This is a genomic window from Halopiger thermotolerans (assembly GCF_054654555.1).
In genome coordinates this window covers 355,612-375,823 of the sequence record NZ_BAAIEU010000004.1, presented here as the reverse complement: position 1 = coordinate 375,823, position 20,212 = coordinate 355,612, and the positions used below count along the sequence as shown (strand labels likewise).

The 20,212-nt window shown below is 62.2% G+C and carries 21 protein-coding genes; 11 read left to right on the top strand and 10 right to left on the bottom strand.

The window, feature by feature from the left end; all coding sequences use genetic code 11:
* Positions 1-128: 128 nt before the first annotated feature.
* A complete protein-coding gene (locus ACYQ26_RS09515) occupies positions 129-1,391 on the bottom strand; it encodes a LeuA family protein (protein ID WP_459810736.1) in 1,263 nt (420 codons plus the stop codon).
* Positions 1,392-1,875: 484 nt separating this feature from the next.
* Between ACYQ26_RS09515 and ACYQ26_RS09510 the strand changes: the two genes are divergently transcribed.
* Together ACYQ26_RS09510 and ACYQ26_RS09505 are read left to right on the top strand one after the other, a co-directional pair.
* Complete coding sequence (locus tag ACYQ26_RS09510) at positions 1,876-2,331, top strand: ferritin-like domain-containing protein (RefSeq protein ID WP_459808658.1); 456 nt, start codon at positions 1,876-1,878, stop codon at positions 2,329-2,331.
* A 148-nt stretch (positions 2,332-2,479) separates the two neighbouring features.
* Positions 2,480-2,770 (top strand): DUF5779 family protein, encoded by a 291-nt coding sequence (locus ACYQ26_RS09505; protein ID WP_459808657.1) that lies wholly within the window; start codon positions 2,480-2,482, stop codon positions 2,768-2,770.
* 87 nt (positions 2,771-2,857) lie between these two features.
* Here the strand turns inward: ACYQ26_RS09505 and ACYQ26_RS09500 are convergent, their stop codons facing one another.
* Together ACYQ26_RS09500 and ACYQ26_RS09495 are read right to left on the bottom strand one after the other, a co-directional pair.
* On the bottom strand, positions 2,858-3,355 hold the full coding sequence (locus ACYQ26_RS09500; RefSeq protein ID WP_459808656.1) for a YciE/YciF ferroxidase family protein: 498 nt from the start codon (positions 3,353-3,355) through the stop codon (positions 2,858-2,860).
* 90 nt (positions 3,356-3,445) lie between these two features.
* On the bottom strand, positions 3,446-4,174 hold the full coding sequence (locus ACYQ26_RS09495) for a VOC family protein (protein WP_459808655.1): 729 nt from the start codon (positions 4,172-4,174) through the stop codon (positions 3,446-3,448).
* 136 nt (positions 4,175-4,310) lie between these two features.
* Between ACYQ26_RS09495 and ACYQ26_RS09490 the strand changes: the two genes are divergently transcribed.
* A complete protein-coding gene (locus ACYQ26_RS09490) occupies positions 4,311-4,994 on the top strand; it encodes a hypothetical protein (RefSeq protein ID WP_459808654.1) in 684 nt (227 codons plus the stop codon).
* A gap of 95 nt (positions 4,995-5,089) precedes the next feature.
* The gene (locus ACYQ26_RS09485; RefSeq protein ID WP_459808653.1) at positions 5,090-5,518 is read left to right on the top strand and encodes a JAB/MPN domain protein-containing protein; all 429 of its coding nucleotides are present in this window, start codon (positions 5,090-5,092) and stop codon (positions 5,516-5,518) included.
* Between the two features lie 306 nt (positions 5,519-5,824).
* Here ACYQ26_RS09485 and ACYQ26_RS09480 read toward each other — a convergent pair whose 3' ends face one another.
* On the bottom strand, positions 5,825-6,034 hold the full coding sequence (locus ACYQ26_RS09480) for a ribbon-helix-helix domain-containing protein (protein WP_008894315.1): 210 nt from the start codon (positions 6,032-6,034) through the stop codon (positions 5,825-5,827).
* A 92-nt stretch (positions 6,035-6,126) separates the two neighbouring features.
* Between ACYQ26_RS09480 and ACYQ26_RS09475 the strand changes: the two genes are divergently transcribed.
* A complete protein-coding gene (locus tag ACYQ26_RS09475) occupies positions 6,127-6,456 on the top strand; it encodes a DUF5789 family protein (RefSeq protein WP_459808652.1) in 330 nt (109 codons plus the stop codon).
* On the opposite strand, the gene aglJ is transcribed toward ACYQ26_RS09475, so the two are convergent.
* Entirely contained in the window at positions 6,457-7,482 is a 1,026-nt protein-coding gene (gene aglJ, locus ACYQ26_RS09470) for an S-layer glycoprotein N-glycosyltransferase AglJ (protein ID WP_459808651.1), read from the bottom strand.
* Positions 7,483-7,563: 81 nt separating this feature from the next.
* Complete coding sequence (gene aglM / locus ACYQ26_RS09465) at positions 7,564-8,859, bottom strand: UDP-glucose 6-dehydrogenase AglM (protein ID WP_459808650.1); 1,296 nt, start codon at positions 8,857-8,859, stop codon at positions 7,564-7,566.
* Positions 8,860-9,007: 148 nt separating this feature from the next.
* Between aglM and ACYQ26_RS09460 the strand changes: the two genes are divergently transcribed.
* Complete coding sequence (locus ACYQ26_RS09460; protein WP_459808649.1) at positions 9,008-9,925, top strand: NAD-dependent epimerase/dehydratase family protein; 918 nt, start codon at positions 9,008-9,010, stop codon at positions 9,923-9,925.
* Positions 9,926-9,968: 43 nt separating this feature from the next.
* Here the strand turns inward: ACYQ26_RS09460 and ACYQ26_RS09455 are convergent, their stop codons facing one another.
* Complete coding sequence (locus tag ACYQ26_RS09455; RefSeq protein ID WP_459808648.1) at positions 9,969-10,952, bottom strand: GDP-mannose 4,6-dehydratase; 984 nt, start codon at positions 10,950-10,952, stop codon at positions 9,969-9,971.
* A 260-nt stretch (positions 10,953-11,212) separates the two neighbouring features.
* Positions 11,213-11,977, bottom strand: a complete 765-nt coding sequence (gene aglF, locus ACYQ26_RS09450) for a UTP--glucose-1-phosphate uridylyltransferase AglF (RefSeq protein ID WP_459808647.1) — start codon at positions 11,975-11,977, stop codon at positions 11,213-11,215.
* 125 nt (positions 11,978-12,102) lie between these two features.
* On the opposite strand from aglF, the gene ACYQ26_RS09445 reads away from it, so the two are divergent.
* Positions 12,103-13,269, top strand: coding sequence for a sugar phosphate nucleotidyltransferase (locus ACYQ26_RS09445; protein WP_459808646.1), 1,167 nt, complete (start codon positions 12,103-12,105; stop codon positions 13,267-13,269).
* 2 nt (positions 13,270-13,271) lie between these two features.
* Entirely contained in the window at positions 13,272-15,077 is a 1,806-nt protein-coding gene (gene glmS / locus ACYQ26_RS09440) for a glutamine--fructose-6-phosphate transaminase (isomerizing) (protein ID WP_459808645.1), read from the top strand.
* Between the two features lie 54 nt (positions 15,078-15,131).
* On the opposite strand, the gene ACYQ26_RS09435 is transcribed toward glmS, so the two are convergent.
* Complete coding sequence (locus ACYQ26_RS09435; RefSeq protein ID WP_459808644.1) at positions 15,132-15,260, bottom strand: hypothetical protein; 129 nt, start codon at positions 15,258-15,260, stop codon at positions 15,132-15,134.
* Positions 15,261-15,385: 125 nt separating this feature from the next.
* On the opposite strand from ACYQ26_RS09435, the gene ACYQ26_RS09430 reads away from it, so the two are divergent.
* From ACYQ26_RS09430 to ACYQ26_RS09420, 3 genes are read left to right on the top strand one after another with little or no spacing between them, the layout of a single operon-like run.
* Positions 15,386-16,555, top strand: coding sequence for an NAD-dependent epimerase/dehydratase family protein (locus ACYQ26_RS09430; protein WP_459808643.1), 1,170 nt, complete (start codon positions 15,386-15,388; stop codon positions 16,553-16,555).
* 1 nt (position 16,556) lies between these two features.
* Positions 16,557-17,522 carry an NAD-dependent epimerase/dehydratase family protein gene (locus tag ACYQ26_RS09425; protein WP_459808642.1) on the top strand — a complete coding sequence of 322 codons (966 nt, stop codon included), beginning with the start codon at positions 16,557-16,559 and terminating at the stop codon, positions 17,520-17,522.
* Positions 17,523-17,526: 4 nt separating this feature from the next.
* The gene (locus ACYQ26_RS09420; protein ID WP_459808641.1) at positions 17,527-18,531 is read left to right on the top strand and encodes an NAD-dependent epimerase/dehydratase family protein; all 1,005 of its coding nucleotides are present in this window, start codon (positions 17,527-17,529) and stop codon (positions 18,529-18,531) included.
* Between the two features lie 244 nt (positions 18,532-18,775).
* Here the strand turns inward: ACYQ26_RS09420 and ACYQ26_RS09415 are convergent, their stop codons facing one another.
* Positions 18,776-20,209 carry an oligosaccharide flippase family protein gene (locus ACYQ26_RS09415; RefSeq protein WP_459808640.1) on the bottom strand — a complete coding sequence of 478 codons (1,434 nt, stop codon included), beginning with the start codon at positions 20,207-20,209 and terminating at the stop codon, positions 18,776-18,778.
* Positions 20,210-20,212: the final 3 nt, after the last annotated feature.

Here is a 20,212-nt window from a genome sequence, read left to right as displayed (position 1 = left end):
GTTCGACTCCGGCGACGCACGCGAGACGAGCCGCTCGAGTCGCCCGCGTCCCGGTAGGATCGCCGAAACGCGCCGCTCGAGCGGTATAGCCGACGCTCGCGAACGGTGGCAAACGGGGAGGACATCCCTCAGGCGCGCACCTCCTCCTCCTGGTCGTCGCGCTCCTGCTCTCGCCGGCGGTCGACGCCGGCTTCCTCCGCGAAGCGCTCGAGGTCGCTGACCGTGACCCGGCGCTTCTCGGCACCGTAGTCTTTGACCCGTCGGGTGACCGCGCGTACCTCGTCGTCGGTCGGCTCGAAGCCGAGCTCGTCGAGGCGCTCGCGGACGGAGTGGGTCCCGGTGTGTTTCCCCATGACCAGTCGGCGCTCGGCGCCGACCATCTCGGGGGTCATCACGCCGGGCTCGAAGGTGTCGGAGTTCTCGATGACGCCGGCGGCGTGGATGCCGCTCTCGTGGGAGAAGGCGTTGTCGCCGACGACGGGCTTGTTGCCCGGCGTCGGGACGTCGCTTTTCTCCGCGACGACCTCCGAGAGCTCGGTGATGCGCGTCGTGTCGATCCCCGTGTCGGTCTGATACAGGGATTCGACGGCCATCACGAACTCCTCGTAGGCGGCGTTACCGGCGCGTTCGCCGATGGAGTTGACCGACACCTGCGCCTGATCGGCGCCCGCTTCGATGCCGGCCAAGGCGTTCGCGGTGGCCAGCCCGAAGTCGTCGTGGGTGTGGACGTCGATCCGGGCGTCGGTGTGGGCGTCGACCTTCTCGATCATCGCCTTGAACCGACTCGGCGTCGCGACGCCGCAGGTGTCGGGAATGTTGATCCAGTCGGTTCCCGCCTCCGTGACCGCTTCGATCACGTCGATCAGGAACGCCTCGTCGGTGCGCGTCGCGTCCATCGGCGAGAACATGCAGGTCACGCCCGCCTCTTTGACGCGTTCGACCGACTCGACTGCGCGCTGTACGACCTCGTCCCGCGTGGCGTGCATCGAATCCTCGATCTGGACGTCGCTGGTGGACACGAACGTGTGCACCATCTCGACGCCGGAATCCAGCGCCGCTTCGATGTCCTTGTCGACGACGCGGGCTAACCCGCAGGTGGTCGTCGACGTCGAGGATGCGATGTCGCGAACGGCCTCGAACTCCGCGTCGGAGTTGACGGGGAACCCGGCCTCGATGACGTGGGTTCCCATCTCGTCTAAGATCGAGGCGATCTGTCGCTTATCGTCGTACGAGAACGAGGTTCCGGGCGACTGCTCGCCGTCCCGGAGGGTCGTATCGAAGACACGTGCTGACTCTATTTCGTCAGTGGAATCTAACGTGCCCTGGAAGAACTCGACCCCCCTGACTGGTGTCAGAGGACGAACCGTCTTGTGAAGACATTGTATCAGAATCCGAGGCGGGACTGGATATATAAAGCTAACGCTGAAGCGTGCCGAATCTGACGAGTTACCACGGCACACAGAAAATTTGATAGCGGAAAACCGCAGGACATCAACGACCTAATACACCCTATATCGACTATTATCATACCAGTCGATCGACGCCGGTTTGCTGCGTCGTTCGGTTGTCGAGCCCGATTCGGCCCCCTCGCGCACCTCGAGCGCGCTCTCGCGCACTTGCCGGTGAACGTTCGGTCAGCGCCCGCGAGCGCTGCCGGCCCGAATACGACAAACGATTAGCGCACTTCTGGAATATCGACGTTCGTCCATCGAGGGCGCGTTCGCTCGTCGCTCGTCGGATTCGAAGCGACGCACGGAGCGATCCGGTCGGATGGCGACGACACCGAAACGCCACACGCACCAATCTGGTGCCCGCCCCTGGGACGGCATAGGCGCGTATCACCATTTTACGTCCGCTCGTGGTAGGCCGGCCCGTATGACGACCGACGAGATCACCGACCTCCTGACGGAGGCGTACAACGACGAACTTGAGACGGTGATGAACTACCTGACGAACGCGATCGTCCTCGACGGAATTCACGCCGAGGAGGTCAAGGCGAGTCTGGAGGAAGACATTCAGGAGGAACTCGACCACGCGCGGATGCTGGGCGAGCGCCTGAAGCAGCTCGACGAGTCGCCGCCCGGCTCCGAGCAGTTCGAGGCGAAGCAGTCGGGGCTGCAACCGCCCGAAGATACGACCGACGTGCAGTCGGTCATCGACGGCGTGCTCCAGGCGGAGGAGGACGCGATCGAAACCTACCGGTCGCTCATCGAAGCCGCCGACGACGCGAACGACCCGGTCACCGAGGACGTCGCGGTGACGATCCTCTCGGACGAGGAGGCCCACCGCACCGAGTTCCGCGGCTTCCAGAAGGAGTTCCCGATGGACTGACGCGGGCGCGTAATCGGCGAGTCAGGCGCCTGACGGATCGGCGTCGACCACCGCCCGGTCTCGACTCCGCGACTCGAACGCGGAATCGGCCGCGAGCGCGACGCCTCACAGAGGAACGTTTTTCTCGTCGCGCTTCGAGGGGGGCCACATGAGCGACTTCGACCTCGACCTTCGGGCGGTCGAGGAACACATCGACGAGGAGCTCGAACTCGAGGGAAGCATCGTACTCGGCGTTCTCGACGGGACGACGCCGGCAGATGAGTGGCTCGAGGCCGTCTCGAGCGGGAACGTGCTCGTCCTCTGCGTCGAGGGCGAAGTCAACGAACTGGCGTCGGGCTTCGCCCGCGACGTCAAGGAAGCGGGCGGGAATCTGGTTCACTTCCGGGGCTTTCTGATCGTGGCGCCGCCGGGGGTCGACGTCAGTACGGATCGGCTCTGATCGGTCTGCTCGCCGGTAGCGTTCCGTCGGTCTCCGGGAGAAAAGGTCGATCGAAATTTCGATTTCGAGACTCGAGGGGCGACTCCGCTACTCCGAGACGGTCAGCTCGCCGTAGTCGAACTCCTCGCCCATCTCCGAGAGGCTGTCGAGTTCGTCCTGTTCCTCGCGCAGCGTCTTCTCGAGCGTGTCGGCGGCGTCGTCCATCCCGATCTGGTCGGCCATCGGGATGAGGTTGCCGTAGGTGGCGACCTCGTAGTGTTCGGACTTCTGCCCCGCGGCGATGTTGAACCGGTCGATGGCCTCGTCGCTGGGATCCTGATTCATGAACTCCTCGTGGGCCTCGATCATCCCCTCGACGACGGGATCTTCCTCCGCTTCGGCGTCCGCGTCGAGCTGTTCGAACACCTGCTCGATGCGGTCGATGTGCGTCCGGGTTTCCTCGCGGTGCTCGGCGAACCCGCTCTTGAGCTCCTCGTTCGAGGAGGAACTCTCGAGTTCGTCGAGGGCGTCGACGAGGCGCTGTTCCATGTAATACGCGTGCTTCAGGCCGGATACGAAGAGGTCTTCGGTTGAGTCGATGCTCATGGGCGATCCGTGTGAGCGGACAGCGCTCCTGTCAATAAGCTAGCGCCCTGCACCTGAGCGGGCCGTGGAGGGTCGCCGAACGGCGCTAGCTCAGTCCGTGAACGTGAGAAAGTGACCGTCCGGATCGCAAACGACGACCCGTCCGTCCGTCTCCCGCTCGATCGACCGGACGCGGTCGCCGATCGCCGCGAGCACCTGCGTCGGATCGTCCGCGACCTCGAAGCCGAGGTCGACGTGAACCCCGCCGCGGGCGTCGGCGATCCCTAACTGCGGCTCCCACAACTCGAGGGCCAGCCCCGTCGACTCAGGGCCGTTCATCCGCACTCGTCTGCGCTCGCTCCCCCTGTCGACGGTCTCGAAGCCCAGCGCGGCGTAGAACGATTCCGCGCGCTCGAGCGACTCGACCTCGAGGACGACCTCGAAGATCCCGTCGATCCCCGGGCCGTCGACGTCGCGCTGGCCGAGTTCGACGCAGTTGCCGTCCGGATCGTACAGGTACAGCGACTTCGCGGCGCCGAACTGGGTCTCCTCGAGGTCGCCGTCGTACCGCTCGGAGAGGCGGTTCCACCAGTCGTCGTACTCGGCGGCCGGAATCGCGAACGCGAAGTGGGTGTGCAGGCCGCCCCGCGGGAGGCCGGTCGGTCGGCGCAGGACGAGGTCGGTCTCGCCCGCGGCGAGGGCGAGTTCCTCCCCCTGCGACGAGGGCGACCGAGACCGCGGACGGTCGCGAACGTCCATCTCGAGCGTCTCCGCGTAGAACCGCCGCGCCGGCTCGAGATACTTCACCTCGAGCGCGAGCCAGGCGAGCCGGGTGAGCATGGCCGTCAGTACGCGGGGCGGGCGCATAGTAGCGTCGCCGATCGAGGAGGTCTCGACCGACGGCGCGGGACTGCGCCAGCGGAGACTCGCGCGAGCGTGAGGGCCGTTTATGGCACTGACGCCCGTAGACGCCCACATGAGCATCCGCATCGACGAGCGCGCGACCGACTTCGAGGAGATCGACCGCTACGATCACGGCGTCGGCTGGATCGCCCATCCCGACGAGCAGATGCAGCGGGCGAGCCACGCCATCGAAGTCGACGGCGACGTCTGGGTCATCGACCCCGTCGACGCCGAGGGGATAGACGACCTGCTCGCCGAGTTCGGCGACGTCGCCGGCGTCGTCGTCCTGCTCGAGCGCCACACGCGCGACGCCGCAGCCGTCGCGAACCGCCACAAGGTCCCGGTCTATCTCCACGATTCGTTCTCGGGCGTCACCGGCGAGCTCGAGGCGGCGGTCGCCCGCTTCGGCGACGAACTGTCCGATACCGGCATCGAGGCGCATCCAATCGTCGGTAGCCGCTTCTGGCAGGAAGTCGTGCTCTTCGATCCGCGTGACGACACGCTAATCGTTCCTGAATCCGTCGGGACGGCCGACTTCTTCCGCGCCGGCGGCGAACGACTGGGCGTCCACCCGATGCGCCGACTCGTCCCGCCCCGCGAGGCCCTCGGCGAGTTCGACCCGGAGCGGGTGGTCGTCGGCCACGGCGCCGGCGTGCTCTCGAACGCCGACGTGGCCCTCGAGGACGCGCTCGAGAACTCCCGCCGGCGGGCGCCGGGGGTCTACGCGAAGACGGTTCGGCAGTTCCTCCCCGTCTGAGAGGGGCCGAGCGCGGTCGGAATGCACCGGCGACGCGAATCCGCGATAGCACTCTCGGGGCATACACCTAACTACCCCCCGCGCATACACCGCCTGTGGTCTACATCACGCGAGCGCTTGTCGACGTCCTGCTCGATCTGGCCAGCGACGCCGACCCCGATCGCGTGACGACCGGCGTCTCCGTTACGCCGGCGGACGATCTCGACGGCGCCGACGCCGTTCCGCCAGAGACGCCGGTCTTTACGGACTTCTTCCTTCCCGACCCCGGCAACCCGGTCAACGCCGTCTTCGGCGTCGACCTCACCACGCCCGCCCGCCAGGCGCAGGGCCGGTTCGTCTCCCACCCCGTCCGCGAACTCGAGGTGACCAAACGGGACGACCTCGCGGAGGTGATCTTCGTGGCGGTCCCGCCCTGGAGTACCGATTCCGACTCCTTCGGCGCGTTCGATCGCTCGGGCGAGCGCCAACCGCTCGAGATCGTCGACGCGCGGCCGCCGGCGCAGTCGCTCTCGGAGTCGGAATAAATCGGCGGGCCGATGGACCGACGGCTCGGCATCGGGCCCGTCACGAGGCCGTCGAGAAGTATAAAAACGAACCGGGTGCGCTCAGCCCGGATTAGGCGTCGGGAAGCCGTTGTCGTCGATGATTCGGCCGATGATGCTATCGCGCCGTCGGCCTCGTTCGTCGTCGTCCGTCTCGGAGTCGTCCGACGATGGGAAGTTCGGTACGTGGGGCATGCCGAGAACCTCCACCCGGCACTAGCGGCTCGAGCGGGTTAAGAATCAGGGACGGACCGCCTGGGCTACGCGCACGCTGCCGACCGTCCGCCGTTACTCGAGGTAGCCCAACCCCCGAAGCTGTTCGGTGATCTCCTCGAACTCGGCCTCGGTCAGTTCGCCTTCCTTCTGGTGCTGGATGACGATGCTGCGCAGCAGAAATCGGACGAGATCGCTCGTGCTCTGGAAGCTCGTGCCGTCGATCGTCTCCTCGACGCGATCCGCGAGATCCTTCGGGATCGAGACCGTCGTGTACTCGGTCATACCCCAATCTCTGTCGCCGGCCCCAAAGGCGTGTCGACCGGTCTCGTCGCGTCTTCGTAGCGATTTTTAAAGCTGCCTCGCTAGACCACTGTATGGGCGTTCGGCCACCCTCGAGCGGAGACGACGACGAACCCGAGAGCATCGAATTCGGCATCGCAGCCGTCGACGCCAGACTGCGAGACGCCGACCTCTCCTTCCCGGCGACGAAAGACGACGTCGCGGCCGAACTCGGCCACGAACGGATCCCGTACAACGTCCACGGCGACGAGGTCGCGCTGAGCGAGATGCTCGCAGAAGTCAACACGCGGGAGTTTCGCTCCCGCCAGGAACTGCTGAACGAACTGCACCAGCCCTTCGAGGAGCATCGACGACAGCACTCGGGTGGCGTCTTCCAGCAGGTTCGATCGATGCTGCCGTTCTGATCACTCGTCGTCGCGGTCCTTGCGGCGCGGATTGCGCGCGATGTGCTCGAGTCGGCGCCGCTGTTCGCGGTGGAGCGTCACGAGCATGTCCGAGAGGACGCCGAACATGAGCAACTGAACGCCGAGCAGGATCGCGGCCGCCGAGACCAGCGCCAGAATGTTGTGGCCGATCCCGTACTGGATCCACTCCCAGAGCACGTACGTCGCGATGAGCCCGCCCGTAACGAGGCCGGCCGCGCCGAGGCTGCCGAAATAAAACAGCGGATTGTTTGTTTTCGCGAGCGAGTACAGCGCGAGGATGATCGTCCCGCCGTCCCTGACCGGGTGGAGGTTCGTCTCCGACTCCTCGGGCCGGGCGCTGTAACTGATCGGGACGACCGTCGTGTCGATCCCGTGTTTCACGCACTCGACGGCGAGTTCCGTCTCGATCGTAAAGCCGTCTGAATCAAGCGAGAGCCGGTTGAAGGAATCGACGGTGAAGGCGCGGTAGCCCGAGAGGATGTCCTCGTAGTCGGCGCCGTGAATTAAACGGAACGACCGGTTGATCAGCCGGTTTCCGAACCCGTTCAGCGCCTTCATGGCGTCGTCGTCCATGTCCGCGAAGCGGTTGCCGATCACGTGCTCGTAGCCCTGTGCGAGCGGCTTGAGCATCTGTTCGGCGTCGTTCGGGTCGTACGTGCCGTCGCCGTCCAGCATCAGCACGTAGGGGACGTCGATGTAGTCGACGGCCTCTCGGACCGCCTGTCCCTTCCCGTCGCCGGACTGGACCAGCACCTGTGCGCCGTGGTCGTGAGCGATCTCTTGGGTGCCGTCGTCCGACCCGCCGTCGACGACGACGACGTTCGTGTAACCTTGCTCCTGAAAGCCGTCGATCACGTCGCCGATCGTCGCGGCTTCGTTCAACGTCGGGATGAGGACGCACACCTCCTCGGCGGAAATCTCGCGCGTCGTCTCGTATTGGCTCATGACGGTAATCTCACCGCTACCGTCTTCGGCCGCACTCGCGCGAGTCCCATCGTTCTCCATCGGCAGTCACTCTTTCGTCGGGGCGCAAAAGAGTACTGATCGACGGTATCGGTGGTTCAGCGTCGCTGACTTCGTTCGAGATTACCACGTCAGCCCTTCGTACACTTCGAGTTCCGACTCATCGACGTCGATCCGCCGTCCGTCGACCAGTACGCGCCGGGCCATCCCGTCGAACTCGAGGTCGTCGAACTCCGGCCAACCGGTTGCGACGACCGCCCCGTCGGCGCCCTCGAGCGCGCCCGTGGCCGAGTCGGCGTACTCGATCTCGAGGTGGGGGTACTGCTCGCGGACGTTGTCCACCGCGACGGGATCGTACGCGACGACCGCGGCGCCGTGCTCGCGGAGGTGTTCGATGACGTCCAGCGCCCGCGACTTGCGGATGTCGTCGGTGCCGGGCTTGAACGAGAGGCCGAGGACGGCGATCCGCGCGCCCTCAAGGTCGACGTGCTCGGCCAGCAGGTCGACCAGCCGCCGCGGCTGCTCGTCGTTGACGGCAACGGCGGCGTTGAGCAGTTCAGGCTCGTATCCCTGTTCGCGGGCGCCGGCCCGCAGGGCGTCGACGTCCTTGGGGAAACACGAGCCGCCCCAGCCCAGCCCCGAGCGCATGAATCGTGACGAGATGCGGTCGTCGAGGCCGACCGCCTCGAGGACCTCGTAGGCGTCCGCGTCGTACTCTTTGGCGATATTGCCGAGGTCGTTCACCAGCGACACCTTCGAGGCGAGGAAGGCGTTGTTCGCGTACTTGATCAGTTCGGCCTCGCGGACGTCGGTTTCGATGAGGTGGGTGTCGTCGTTTTCTAAGATTGGGGCGTAGAGTTCGCGAAGTTGCTTGGCGGCTGCGTCCGTGCGAGTTCCGAGTACGACCTTGTCCGGCTCGAGGAAGTCCTGTACGGCGGTCCCCATCCGCAAGAACTCGGGATTCATCGCGACGTCGATTTCGTCGCCGATGGCCGTCCCCGATTGCTCCTCGAGGATCGGCGCGACGACTTCCTCGGTCGTTCCCGGCAGGACCGTACTCTTGACGACGACGAGGTGGTCGTCGTCTTTGTCGGCGATCGCGTCCCCGAGCATCTCCGCGCCGGCGCGCATCGGCGCGAGATCGAGGCTGCCGTCTTCGGATTGCGGGGTGGGGAGGCAGAGCAGCGTCACGTCGGTCTCGATGACCTCGTCGTAGTCCGTCGTCGCCCGGAGGGCCGATCCGGCGTGTTCGGCGATCCGCTCCTCGAGGCCCGACTCGTGGATCGGCGCCTCGCCGGCGTTGATCGCGTCGACGATGTCCTCGTCGATTTCGACGTTGACGACCTCGTGGCCCAGATCGGCGAGGCAGGCGGCGACGGTGGTTCCGACGTAGCCGCTGCCGATAATAGAGACGTTCATAGCGGGCGAAACGCGAGGCTGGTGTTAGTGATTTTCGGGTTCGCGATGGGTTGATCCGCATTTAGATTGAGCAACTCGCGTCTTGGGTTGCGCGGCCGTCGGCGCTCGAATCCGCGACTTTTTGAGGGTGTTCTGTGAATGTTGTCGCATGGAAAACTACCGGATTCTTGTCACGGGCGGCGCGGGGTTTATCGGCTCGAATCTCGCGAACGAGCTGGCGACCCGTAACGAGGTGATCGCCGTTGACGACTGTTATCTCGGCGAGGCCGACAACCTCTCCGACGACGTCGATTTCGTCGAGGCCAGCGTCCTCGAGGACGACCTCCCGACGGACGTCGATGTCGTCTTTCATTTAGCTGCGCTCTCGTCGTACGCGATGCACGAGGAAGATCCGGCGCAGGGTGCCCGCGTGAACGTCGAGGGCTTCGTGAACACGGTCGACCAGGCACGACAGGACGGCTGTGACACCGTCGTCTACGCGTCGACATCGTCGATCTACGGCACCAGAACCGAGCCGACGCCAGAGGACGTGCCGGTGACGGTCAACACCGGCTACGAGGCCTCGAAACTGGCCCGGGAGCGCTATGCGGAGTACTTCTCGAACCACTACGGTGTGTCCACATGCGGAATGCGCTTCTTCTCGGTCTACCAGGGATACGAGGGCGCCGAAGGCCACAAGGGCGAGTACGCGAACGTGATCGCACAGTTCGCCGACGACATCGCCCACGGACGGTCGCCGAAACTCTACGGCGACGGCACGCAGACGCGGGACTTCACGCACGTCTCCGACGTCGTTCGTGCACTCGAGCTCGCTGCCGAGCACGAACTCGAGGGCGTCTACAACGTCGGCACCGGTGATCGAACCTCGTTCAACGAACTCGTCGACCTCCTCAACAAGACGCTCAGCGCGGATGTCGATCCGGAGTACGTCGAAAACCCGATTCCCGAGGACGTCTACGTCCACGATACCTGCGCCGATGCGTCGAACCTTCAGGCTGCGACCGGCTGGGAACCTGACGTCGAACTCGAGGAGGGGGTAGAGCGAGTCTGTGAGCCGTACCTCTGAATCAGTGTCTGCTTAAATACGTTCAAAGAGAACAGCAGACGGATTAAGAGTTGAGAACGAGCGGTTCGTACCACTCTCGGTTGTCCCGATACCAGTCGACGAACTGCGAGACGCCCTCGCGGATGCTCGTCGACGGTTCGTAGCCGATCAGTTCGTTCGCCTTCGACACGTCGGCGTGAGTGTGCCGCGCGTCGGCTTCCTTGGCGTCGTCGTACTCGAGACCGACGTCGGCATCCGTCTCATCGATGATGTGTTCAGCGAGTTCTTCGATCGTGATGTTCCCAGTCGAACCGATGTTCATCGCTTCGCCGTCTGCGGCGTCCGTCTCGAGGAGCGTGAGATTTGCATCTACGATATCGTCAATATAGGTGAAGTCGCGCGTCTGCTGACCGTCACCGTAGATTACCGGCGGCTTGCCGTTGAGACACCGCGACGTGAAGTTCGTGATCGCCATGTTCGGCCGCATCCGCGGTCCGTAGACGGTGAAGTAGCGGAGGCTGACCGTCGGCAGATCGTAGACGTCGGTCCAGACGCGACAGTAGTGTTCGGCCGCGAGCTTCGTCACGCCGTAGGGACTCTGAGGCACGTTCTGGTGATCCTCGTCGTACGGTAGGTACTCCATCTCTCCGTAGACCGACGACGACGAGGCGTTGACGAACCGCTTTACTCCGTGATCAGCGGCTGCGAGGAGGAGATTGAGTAGTCCAGTCGTATTGATCTCATGAGGTTTTTTCGGATCCTCGACGCTCGTCCGAACGCCTGCCTGGGCCGCCTGATGATAGATGTACTCGATGTCGCGACTCGTGATAATGTCCCGGACGAGTTCCTCGTCGGTAATCGATCCGTTCACGAACTCGAACTGTTCGCCGCCGGTCTCACGACAGATCTCGACATTTCGTTCCTTGATCCCGGTATCGTAGTAGGGGTCCATCACGTCGAGTACCGTGACGGTGTGGCCCTCCTCGAGGAGTCCTTCCGCAATGTGGGAGCCGATAAACCCTGCGCCGCCGGTTACGAGGACGTTCATACGGGGCAGGAGACAGCGTGGTTGTTAGTTAGTTTCGGTGCACTTCTCTTGTTATTGGGAGGATAGACTGTACCAAGTGCAACTAATGGTCGGCGGTGAAAACGTGGTGTCACATGGGTAGGAGCAAAGCTGAGAGCCATTACAAGCACTCCACCACTGGAGCAACTATGTGATGAAGGGGGAGTTTAGCGATGAGAGTTTCCCCGGGAGAGTACAGACACTCTATCGAAACTAGAACAGGTACTTGCGTCCGGTAATTCTCAATCGTTATTAGCTGTAACTTCAGCCAGCTCGTCTGTGGACGTGAGCGAGTCGTCGTTCTGGAGACGTTCCGCTGCACGGTCTCGATCGTCGGGATAGCCGACGTCGATCCGCCACCCGTCCATGCGGATCGCGTCGATCGTCCGGCCAGACTGGATCAGTAGGTCGATCGCGTCCGGGAGTTCGTACTCGCCGCGGTCGCTCGGCTGGACGAGGTGACAGGCGTGGAAAATCGCCGGCGTGAACGTGTAGAAGCCGGTCATGACGAGGTTCGACGGTGGATCATCCGGCTTTTCCATCACTTCGACGATTTCACCGTACTCGTTCGTATCGAGGACGCCGTACCGCGAAGCTTCTTCGTAAGGGACTTCCTCAACGAGGAAGGCGGCGTCGGCACGGTCCTCCTGCTGGCGGTTGATGACGTCGCCGAGATTCGCTCGGAACACGTTGTCTCCGAGCATTAGCATGAAGTCATCATCGATGTGCGGCTCTGCCTGCAGGATCGCATGAGCAAGTCCCAGCTGTTCGCGCTGGTGTGCGTAGGTGATCGGTACGCCCTCGTATTCGTCCCCGTAGCGTTCGATGATCTGTTCCTTCTGATAGCCGACGACGACGACGAACTCCGTCGCACCGATCTCGATCAAGTTGTCGAAGACGTCCTCGATGAGCGGTTTTCCATCAACTTCGACAAGGACCTTCGGTTTATCGTCCGTGAGCGGCCGGAGGCGGGTGCCTTTGCCTGCGGCCAGTACGACTGCTTGCATATAACTATAGCTTCCAACCGAGTAGTATATGTCTTCGGGCATTACCCCAACGCGCAACGGCTCAATACTCCGACCTCTATGCACCAACCAGCAAGTATTCAAGGATTCCTCCGAGTAGAGATACTATGAGCGAAGCGAACGTGCCGGCCGTCGTTCTGGCGGCCGGCGAGGGGCGCCGTCTCGACCCGCTGACGAACCGGCGCCCGAAGCCGATGGTTCCCGTCGCGAACAGGCCGATTCTCGAGTACGTCATTTCGGCGATCGCGGAGGCCGGTATCGATCGAGTCGTTCTCGTCGTAGGCTACCGGGAGGAACGGATCCGAAATCACTTCGGCGACGGCGACGACTGGGGTATCGACATCGAGTACGTCGTCCAGGAAACGCAACTCGGAACGGCCCACGCGGTCTTACAGGCGGAACCCGCCGTCGACGGACCGTTTCTCGTCCTCAACGGAGACCGCATCGTCGACTCGTCGGTCGTCGAACGCGTCCGCGACGAAATCGTCGCCGCCGACGACGGCCCCGTGATGGCGGTAACGCGAGCGGGCCACGCGAGCGATTACGGCGTCGTCTCACTTGAGGGCGATCGCATCGTCGACATCACCGAAAAGCCGACCGCGCCTGTCCAATCCGAAGTGATCAACGCCGGCGTCTACGGGTTCGACGGCGCTATATTCGACGCCATCCGCGAGACGCCGACCGAGCACGGCGAGATGGCGATCACGACGACGCTCCAGGATATCGCGTCGGACGAGCCGATCCGCGCCGTCCGGTATCGCGACGTCTGGCAGGACGTCTCGTATCTCTGGGATCTACTCGACGTGAACGCCGCGGTGATCGACGAGTTCGACGACAGCGACGCCGAGTTAGACGGTTCGATCGCGACCGATACGACGATCGGCGAGAACGTCTCCCTTGGGACGAACGCGACGATCGGCGGCAGCGTCGCGATCGGCGATAACGTGACGATCGAAGCCAACGCCACCGTCTCCAACGCGGTCGTCTTTTCGGACGCCGTCATCGAGGCGGGGGCGGTCGTTCGCGACGCTATCGTCGCCGGAAACGCACGTATCGGCGCGAACGCGACGATCGCCGGCGGCGAGAGTACGGTCGTCGTCGGCGACGAGGTACACGAGGACGTCGAACTCGGCGGGGTCGTCGGCGACAACGCGACCGTCGGCGGCGGAACGGTCCTCGACCCCGGAACGGTTCTCGGCGACGGTGCCGTCGTCGATCCAGGTGCGACCGTCGGCGGGCGAATCGAGTCGGACGCGATCGTCAGGAGGGGGTAATCATGTGTGGAATCGTCGGTTACGTCGGCACTGAATCGGCAGGCCCGATCGTTCACGGCGGCCTCAAGAACCTCGATTACCGCGGATACGACTCCGCTGGGATCGCGCTGGTCGACGACGAGGTGACGATCGCGAAACAATCCGGGAAGGTAGACGAACTGTCCGTTCCCGACGTCGCGGATGCGACCTGCGGCATCGGCCACACGCGCTGGTCGACCCACGGCCCGCCGACCGACGAAAACGCGCATCCCCACACCGGGACGACCGGCGACGTCGCCGTCGTCCACAACGGCATCATCGAGAACTACGACGCGTTGAAATCGGAACTGCTCGCGGACGGACGCGAGTTCTCGAGCGATACCGACACCGAAGTCGTTCCGCACCTGCTCGAGCAGGAGCTCGCGGACGGGCACGATCTGCAGTCCGCCCTCGAGTCCGTCGTCGAGCGACTGGAGGGGAGTTACGCCATCGCTGCGGTACGGGCCGGCTCCGATCAGATCGTCGCCACGCGCCACGAGAGTCCGCTAGTCGTCGGCCATGGCGACGACGCCTCGTTCCTCGCGAGCGACGTGACGGCGTTCCTCGAGCACACCCGCGACGTTACCTATCTGGAGGACGGTGACGTCGTGACCCTCGAGGGCGGTGACGTGACGGTCTACCAGGACGGTGCGGTCGTCGACCGGGAAATCGAGACCGTCGACTGGGACGCCGATGCGGCGGAGAAGGGCGGGTACGACCACTACATGCTCAAGGAGATCCACGAACAGCCCACCGCGTTGCGCCAGGCGCTGTCGGGCCGGATCGACCTCGACCGCGGTACGGCCGATCTCGACGTCGAGTTCCCGACCGGGTTCCTCGACTCGCTCGAGGAGATCCAGCTCGTCGCCTGCGGCACGTCGTACTACGCCGCTCAGTACGCGGCGGAGTTGCTCGAGGAATTTGCCGACGTGCGAGCGTCCGCCGAACTGGCCAGCGAGTACGTCTTCGACGGCGGCCGCGATCCCTGGCGGACGCTCTGCGTCGCCGTCACACAAAGCGGCGAAACGGCAGACACGCTCAGCGCACTTCGTCGTGCGGCCGGCGCGGGCGTTCGGACGCTTGCGGTGACCAACACCCTCGGGAGCACGGTCACGCGGGAAGCCGACGATAGTCTCTTCATCCGTGCCGGTCCGGAGATCGGCGTCGCGGCAACGAAGACGTTCGCCTCGCAGGTGACGACGCTGGCGCTGCTTTCGGTGTTCGTCGGCCGAGAACGGGGCGAACTGTCGGCGGCCGACGCCCGCGATGTCCTCGAGGATCTGCGCGGACTGCCGGGCGCAGTGCAGCAAGTCCTCGATGAGGAGGACACCGTCCGAGACGCCGCCGAGGAATACGTCGACGCTGATGCCTACTTCTTCGTCGGCCGCGAGTACGGCTACCCGGTCGCCCTCGAAGGCGCGTTAAAGCTGAAAGAGATCGCGTACGATCACGCCGAAGGGTTCGCCGCCGGCGAGTTGAAACACGGGCCGCTGGCGCTCGTAACCAGAAAGACGCCAGTCATCGCAGTCTTGACGGAGGGAACTCGACCGACGGAGACGCTGAACAACGTCGCGGAAGCGCAGACGCGCGAGGCGCCGGCGATCGGAATCACCGACGGCACGATCGACGCGAAATCGCTGGACGTGACCCTTTCCGTGCCGAATCTCGGTCCGGTGACGCCGCTCGTCTCTAACGTCTACTTACAGCTGTTCGCGTACCACGTGGCGAATCTACAGAACAGATCGATAGACAAGCCACGGAACCTGGCGAAAAGCGTCACCGTCGAATAGGGGTCGGCGCCGTAACACTATTTCTTCCGGTCTCGACGCAGCGTTCGTGACCGGTTACTCCGACTGTCGCTGCTCGGAGGCGTGTTCCCAGATTTCGGCACAGCCGCATCCGTCGGCGACGTCGCGGAGGTGTTCGTCGTCCCGTTCCCGGTCCCCGTCGGCTTCAGTCTCGTCTGCAGTCATGGTACTCAATTTCTGAGTAACTAGTTGAGGCACCTGTTATTAACTCTTGTGGGTTCGTCGGCAGGGCGGACGGCGAGGGCAGAAGGACTATAATACTCCCTAGTATACTCAGATACTGAGTAACTATGAGCGTACTCGTCACAGGCGCGGACGGATACATTGGATGGCCGACGGCACTTCGCATCGCCGATCGAACGGACGACCGGGTCGTACTCGTCGATAACTTCGGTCGGCGAGAATGGGTCGAGTCCGTCGGCTCGAGGAGCGCGGTTCCGATCGCCGGGATCGACGAACGGCTCGAGGTGGCCGAATCGGAGCTCGGACTGGACAACCTCTCGTTCGTCGAGGGCGATCTGACCGACAGGTCGTTCGTCGATCGAATCCTGTCCGTCCACGAGCCTGAGACGATCGTCCACACCGCGGCGCAGCCGTCGGCACCGTACTCCCAGATAAACGGGGAACGGGCGAACTTCACGCAGCATAACAACATGCAGGCGACCCGGAACCTCCTCTGGGGGCTGCACGAGGGCGGCCTCGAGAACACGCACTTCATCGAGACGACGACGACCGGCGTCTACGGCGCGCCCGAGTTCCCCATTCCGGAAGGCGGGGCGACGATGGAGAATCAGGGCGAGCAAGACGAGGTTCCGTTCCCCGCGATGGCCGGAAGCTGGTACCACCTGACGAAATCGCACGACGCGGCGAACCTGCGGCTCGCGCACACCCAGTTCGACATCCCGATCTCCGACGTCAGGACGGCGATCACGTACGGCACCGAGACCGAGGAAACCGCGGCCGACCCGCGGCTTGCGACGCGGTTCGACTTCGACTACTACTTCGGCGTCGTCGCCCACCGCTTCTGCGCCCAGGCCGTCGCCGGCTACCCGATGACCGTCTACGGGAAGGGCGAACAGCGGAAACCGTTCATCGCGCTCGAGGACGCGGTGGAGGGGCTCGCGCGACTCGCCCTCGAGGACCCCGACGAACGGCCCGACGACCACGTCGTCTACAACCAGGTCACGCGCGCAATCAGCATCGTCGAACTCGCGAACACGATCGCGGACGTCGGCGACGAGTTCGACCTCGACGTCGACGTCGAACACTTCGAAAACCCGCGCGAGGAGGACGAGACGCACAAGATGGAGATCGAGAACGACCGCTACATGGAGCTGATCGACGAGCAGCGCCAGACCTTCGCCGAAGGGACCCGCGACATTCTGTCGGCGCTCGTCGACTACGAAGACACGATCACCGCACACGAAGACCGGTTCCTTCCGGGCGTCCTCGATGACTGAGATGGCCGACGCAGACGCGAGTACGCACGTCCTCGTCACCGGCGGCTGCGGCTACATCGGGAGCAAACTCGTCCCCCAGCTGCTCGACGACGATCGGGTCGCCGAGGTCACCGTCCTCGATTCGTTGACGGCCGGCTCGCCGGCGAACCTCGCCGGCTGCATCGACGAGTCGCTGCAGTTCCGCCGTGGCGACGTCCGCGAGTACGGCGACGTCGAGAACGCGATGCGGGACGCCGACACCGTCGTCCACCTCGCCGCCATCACCGGTGCGGATTCGACGCACGATCGCCGATCGGAAACCTTCGCCGTCAACCGGGACGGCACGGAAAACGTCCTCACCGCGGCCGGCAAGTTCGACGTCGAAACGGTCGTCTTCGCGTCCTCGTGTAACAACTACGGCCGTGCGGCAAGCACGGACATCGACGAGGAGACCGAACAGGATCCGCTCAACCCCTACGCGGAGTCGAAGGTCGAGTCGGAACAGTTGCTGCGGGAGGCCGCCGACGAGTACGGGTTCGACGCGACCGCGCTCCGCATGAGCACGAACTACGGCTGGGCGCCGGGCATCCGGTTCAACCTCGTGGTGAACCACTTCGTGTTCCGCGGCTTGACCGATCGGCCGCTGACGGTCTACGGCGACGGAACCAACTGGCGGCCGTTCATCCACGTCGAGGACGCCGCGCGAGCGTACGCCCACGCCGCGCTGAATCCGGACTCGTGGCCACAGACCGTGTACAACGTCGGACAGAACGACGGGAACTTCCGGATCTCCGAGATCGCCGAAATCGTTCGCACAGAACTCGAGCGGGACCTGGACATCACGTACCTCGAAGACCAACACCCCGGCCCGTCGTACCACGTCAACTTCGATCGCCTCGCGGAAACGGGATTCGAACCGAAGTGGACCCTCAGAGAGGGCGTCCGAGATTTAGCTAAACGCATGGACCGAAGCAAATCTGAGGTATAAACACATGATGCAATCAAACGGAAAGAGAGACACCAATGCCGAGGAAACGCCGACAATTGCAGTTACCGGTGCGGCTGGGTACATCGGAAGCCGTGTCCTCCAAGAATTACGAACGGCACATCCAGATTGGAACCTGATCGCACTCGATAACCAGTACCGCGGACAGGTCACTTCTGTCAGTGGTATCGACATTATTCACGCAGATATTCGAAATCGGCATCGGCTTGAGACGATCCTTGAAGGTTCAGATGTCGTGCTTCACCTCGCAGCGATCAGTGGTGTCGACGACTGTGACGCCAATCGCGATTTAGCCTATGAAGTGAACGTTACAGGGACAAATAATGTCGCTTGGTTCTGTCGAAAGACCGGTGCAGCGCTTGTGTTCCCGTTTAGTATGGCTGTTCTCGGTGACCCTCAGACGTTCCCTATTACAGCTGATCTCCCGCGCGATCCACTCAACTGGTATGGACAGACGAAACTACTCGGCGAGCAGGCTATCGAAGGACTTGCTGACGGCTCATTTCCCGCTCATTTGTACCTAAAGTCAAATCTGTACGGAGAACACGTTATCGGTGATAGTGTAGTATCAAAATCAACAGTAATCAACTTCTTCGTCAATCGAGCTTTATCCTCAGAACCATTGACGGTATACGAACCTGGAACACAGTCACGTAACTTTATTCATGTGAAGGATGTAGCTCGAGTCTATGTCCGTAGCGCGGAACGACTTCTCGAGGCTCTCGACCGAGGTGAAACTGGTACAAAATCCTATGAGGTTGCCAGCGACGAAGATCCGTCTGTGATGGAAGTCGCCGAAACCGTTGCGGAATTAGCCGACGAGGAACTTGGTACCGATCCTGAAGTGACGGTAGTCGAGAATCCACGGAGTGGCGAGACGATGGTTGAAGAATTTACAGTCGATACATCAAAAACACAGGAGGAGCTAATGTGGGAGCCTAAACACGCTATTGAAGACTCGATTAGAGAGTTGCTCCAGCGTCAGAAATAGTTTAGACATCGGTCTGCTACGAGTCGTGAATGAACATTTTCCTTTCTAGCGACTAAGTCTCAATACGAAAGTAACGGACGCGTCAGCGGAGCCAGCAGACCCTCTCAATAATGTCACAGAGTGCGAAGACGCGGTGCTGGAATTTTTCTTTGAAGGAGATCGAATAACGGCGCTCGATATCACGGAGGGAACTAGTATTCAGCGAGGAACATATCGAGCAAATCCTCGATATAGTAGTCGACGCTTAGACGAGCTGCTGCATAACTGTTGTATGAAATTTCGTTCGGAGTTCACGGGAGAGAACAAATAGACAGACGAAATAGGTCGTTCCGCCGAGTGCAATTAACGGCAGCAGATAGACAATCCTTTGGGAGGGAACGACTGATGTCCCGATTAGGACAACACTCCCCATCACACCGGCAGCAACGATCTGTTTTCCGACTTCGACAACAGGGAACTGCCACTCGATAAACTGTTTGCTGATTCGGTAACCAAAGATAATCATCAGTGCGAGCGACGACGCTGTCGCGATTGCAGCTCCATGTGCACCGTAGCGAGGAACCAGGAAAACGTTTAGAGAGAGATTCGAGACTGTAAATAGCAGGTTGAGTTTAAACGTGAGGTCGGGCCGATCGATCCCATCAAGCAATGCGAGAATCTGTCCTTCATAGCTGCGCAAGAGTGCAACGATACCAAGGATCACGAGCACAGATTGTCCTTGCGTAAATTCAGGGCCATATATACTAAGCACTGAGTCTCCCACGATCAGGGCGCCAACAATGCCAGCAATTGGGAAAAGACTCGCGTAGATCATCCCTTCCGAAATCAGATTCCGTGTTCGTTCGTTATTTCCGTCACTCATGAGGCTCGAGATCTCAGGAAAGAGATTCTGTGTGATTGCGTTCCCGAACATAAGAAACACCATTGCAATCGACCATGAAACGTTGTAAATCCCGACCACGGCACTTTCAACGAAAAACCCCATGACTACAATATCGGTCCAAGTGAACGATTGCGACTTGACGACACCGAGGACCGAGTATTTCGCGTAGTCGATGAGACTCACAATCGTGGCTCTATCCGGCACTGCTAACTCAATATCGAGCGTCACATAGACGTAGAATAGTCCGGCTGTCCCAACGAGCAGGACGCTGGCTCCCATGCCAAGAAACAGTCCCATGACCTCGAGGCTGGCCATGACGAGCGCCACTTGGAAGACAGTCCGGAGGACGCGCTCGATCGTTGTCAGGATATTCGCCGTATGGACAGCCTGATATCCGCGGAGAATTTGACGCGCTGTTCCAGAAATCAGATGGTTGACGGCAAAAAGGCCGGCGATAACGAGTGCAAATTCACCTCCAATGTATTCGTTTATCGGCTTTTTGAATAGGACTAACCCGCCTACAATTAGCAGTGTGAGCGTTGCTTGGAGAAGAAACGAAGCGGTGATAATCTTCGATCGGTTCTCACCTTCGCTCAGTCGTTTGACGGTTGCTTGTGTGAGTCCCATGTCGCCGACGACAAGCCACTTCATAACGGAGATACCAAGCGCGAATACTCCAAGCCCGCTTGCCCCGACGACTCGAGCGAGATAGATCGTCCCTACGAACCCGACAAGTGTTGTAATGACATTTGCTCCCCAGGAAAGGAAGATTCGTCGCGTCAATGATGCTCTCATTCT